The organism is Geodermatophilus sp. SYSU D00684 (assembly GCF_054050455.1).
Genome location: NZ_JBJGZI010000059.1, coordinates 1 through 3,466, shown reverse-complemented (window position 1 = coordinate 3,466; position 3,466 = coordinate 1). Strand labels below are relative to the sequence as shown.

Genomic DNA, 3,466 nt, shown 5'->3' with positions numbered 1-3,466 from the left:
CGGATGTGCCCGGGGCACATCCGCGGAAGTGCACGCTCAGACCGCGGCGATCGCGGCGACGGGGGCGGTGCGGGCCGCGCGGCGGGCGGGCAGCACCGAGGACAGCAGCCCGGCCAGCGTCGCGACGACGACGATCCCGCCGACCTGCAGCCACGGCACCGCGACCACGACCTCGCCGGCCATGCCCAGCACCGACGCGGTGCCGCTCACCCCGTAGACCCCGCCGAGGACGACGCCGAGCACCGCGGCCACCCCCGAGACCAGCACCGCCTCCCACGCGAGCAGCCCGCGCAGCTGGCCCCGGGTCAGCCCCATCGCGCGCAGCAGGCCGTTCTCCTGCCGCCGCTCCACCACCGACAGCGCCAGCGTGTTGCCCACGCCGATCAGCGCGATGACCACCGCGACGCCGAGCAGGCCGGTGACCACGAGCAGCAGCACGTCGAGCACCCGGTCCATCTGCTGGCGGAGGCTCACGACGCCGGTCACCTGCGCCTCGGGCACCGCCGTCCCGACCGTGTCGGTCACGGTGTCGACGACGGCGGCCTGCGCGTCGGCGTCCGCGTCGGCCAGCCGCAGCCACAGCCGGCCGACCGCGGCGTCCGGGGCGAGGGCGGCGAGGTCGGCGCCGTCGAGCAGCAGCGGCGCGTCCCCGTCCACGACCTCCGCGCGCAGCGTGAGCGTGCGGCCGTCGAGGGACAGCCGCACCGGGTCGCCCGTGCCGACCGACCAGGAGTCGGCCAGCCACTCCGGGACGAGCGCCTCGCCCGGCCGGGGCAGCCGCAGGTCGGCCGTCGACCGCAGCGCCGGGACGGCGGTCGCGGCGTCCACGCCGTAGGACCGCCACGGCTGCCCGTCGGGGCCGGCGGGCTCGGCGGTGGTCAGCGCGGTGCCGGTCGCGACGCCGTCCAGCTCCCCGAGCCGGTCCAGCAGGGACGCCGGCAGCTCCCCGGCGAGCCCCTCGACGACGACGTCGGCGGGGTAGGCGGCGGCCAGCCCGGCGGTCGCTGTCGCCCGGGTGGACGCGGTGCCCACCACCATCGCGGTGGTCAGGGTGACGCCGATGAGCAGCGCGGTCGCCGTCGCGGCCGTGCGGCGGGGGTTGCGCGTGGCGTTCCCGGCCGCCAGCCGGGCCGGCACCCCACCGACGCGGGACACCAGGCGGCCCGCCGCGCGGACCACCGGCGGCACCCCGCGCTGGGCGAGCAGCACCACGCCCAGGAAGCTCGCCACGCCGCCGGGCAGCGCGACGAACACCGTGGACATCGCCACGCCCAGCGCGAGCAGCCCCGCCCCGGGCACGAGCAGGAGCAGCCCGAGCACCAGGCGCAGCACGCCCGGGCGGGAGCGCAGGGGCGGGGGGTCCAGCGGGCGCAGCGCGGCCAGCGGCGCCACCCGGGTCGCCGCGCGGGCCGGGGCGAGCGCGGCCAGCAGGGTGGTCAGCGTGCCGACGGCCAGCCCCGCGAGGACCGCCGTGAGCGGCACCGCCAGCCCGGACAGCGGCACGGGGGAGTCCACGCCGCCGGCGAGCGCGGAGACCGCGGCGGCCAGCCCGACGCCGGCCCCGACCCCGACCGCCGAGGCGGCCAGCCCGGTCACCGCGGCCTCGACCAGCACGCCCCGGCGCACCTGCCGGGCGGTGGCGCCCACGCAGCGCAGCAGCGCCAGCTCGCGGGTCCGCTGGGCGAGCAGCACGGCGAAGGTGTTGGCGATGACCAGCCCCGCGACGACGACCGCGACGGTGCCGAACACCAGCAGCACGGCGGCCAGCGCGGTGGCGTTGCCGAGCATCGACGCCGCGCGGGCCTCGGCCTGCCCGGTGCCCGTGCGCACGGTCAGCGCCTGCCCGGGCAGCGCGTCGCGCACCGCGGCGGCGAGGGCGTCGGCGTCGGTGCCCGGGACACCGGCGACCCGCAGCTCGACCGGGTCGGCCGCGCCCCAGTCCCGCGCCTGCGCGGGGGTGGCCCAGGCGCGGCCGTAGAGGCCGGCCTCGGGGTCGCCGCCGAGGTCGACCACCCCGGTGACGGTCACGGGGGTGGCGGTCTGCGTGCCGTCCGGGGCGGTGCCGGCCACCTGGAGCACGTCGCCGACGCCCGCGCCGACGCGCTCGCTGACGGCGACCTCGCCGGGCCGGTCGGGCAGCGCGCCGGCGGCCAGCCGCTGCCAGCGCAGCGCGGGGTCGTCGGCGACCGCGCCGATGAGCAGGTACTGCGCGCCGGTGTGGCCGGGCGCGACCGCCTGCACCGAGGTCTCCCACTCCGGCGCGACGGCCCGGACGCCGTCCAGGGCGGTGAGCGCGGGGACGTCGTCGAGCAGCGAGCCGCCGTCGTCGGAGGTGACCACGGCGTCGGCCCCCAGGTAGCGGGCGCCGGCGGCGGTGAGCACGGTGCTGCGGGTGGTCTCGTTGAGCACGAGCGTGGCGACCACGAAGGCCACCGCGAGGACCACGGCCAGGCAGGAGGCGACCAGCCGCGGCAGGTGCGCGCGCAGGCTCGCCAGGGTGGTGGACAGCACCGGTCAGCCCCCGAGCCCGCGGAGCGCCTCGAGCACCGACGCGGCGGTGGGCCGCTCGATCTCCCCGGCGGGGCGGCCGTCGGCGAGCAGCACGACGCGGTCGGCGTAGGAGGCCGCGGTCGGGTCGTGGGTGACCATGACGACGGTCTGGCCGGTCTCGCGGACACTGCTGCGCAGCAGGTCGAGCACCTCCGCGCCGGCGCGGGAGTCGAGGTTGCCGGTGGGCTCGTCGGCGAAGACGACGTCGGGGCGGGGGAGCAGCGCCCGGGCGATGGCCACCCGCTGCTGCTGGCCGCCCGACAGCTCCGAGGGGCGGTGCCGCAGCCGCTCGCGCAGGCCGAGCCGGGCGATCACGGCGTCGAACCAGGCCGGGTCGGGACGGCGGCCGGCCAGCTGCATCGGCAGCACGACGTTCTCCCGCGCGTCGAGCACCGGCAGCAGGTTGAAGGCCTGGAAGACGAAGCCGATCCGGTCGCGGCGCAGCCGGGTCAGCTCGTCGTCACGCAGGCGGGTCAGCTCGGTGTCGCCGAGGAACACCTGCCCGGAGGTGGCGGTGTCCAGGCCGGCCAGGCAGTGCATGAGCGTCGACTTGCCCGACCCGGACGGGCCCATGATCGCGGTGAACCCGCCGCGGGCGAAGGTGACGTCGACGCCGTCCAGCGCGCGCACGGAGGTCTCACCGGAGCCGTACACCTTGGTCAGGCCGGTGGCGCGGACGGTGGCGGACGACACCGACGCCGGCGGCTCGCCGGGGACGGTCATGACGGGGACGGACACGGGGGACCTCCGCGGATCGCTTTCTGGGGACGACGGAGACCCTCGCGGTCGGCGTCGTCGTCCCGCGTCGCCGTCAGCGGTGATCCCGCGTCCGCCGTCCCTGCCCCCGCGGGCGGACCCCGGCGTCATCCCCGGGTCGTACGTCCCCTCCCCGAGCGGCAGAAATGGCCATTTCTGC

At 78.3% G+C, this 3,466-nt stretch carries 2 protein-coding genes; both read right to left on the bottom strand.

Annotated elements, in window-relative coordinates:
• Positions 1–36 precede the first annotated feature (36 nt).
• The gene (locus tag ACI79L_RS23890) at positions 37–2,511 is read right to left on the bottom strand and encodes an FtsX-like permease family protein (RefSeq protein WP_456939182.1); all 2,475 of its coding nucleotides are present in this window, start codon (positions 2,509–2,511) and stop codon (positions 37–39) included.
• Positions 2,512–2,514: 3 nt separating this feature from the next.
• On the bottom strand, positions 2,515–3,288 hold the full coding sequence (locus ACI79L_RS23885; RefSeq protein WP_456939181.1) for an ABC transporter ATP-binding protein: 774 nt from the start codon (positions 3,286–3,288) through the stop codon (positions 2,515–2,517).
• Positions 3,289–3,466 lie beyond the last annotated feature (178 nt).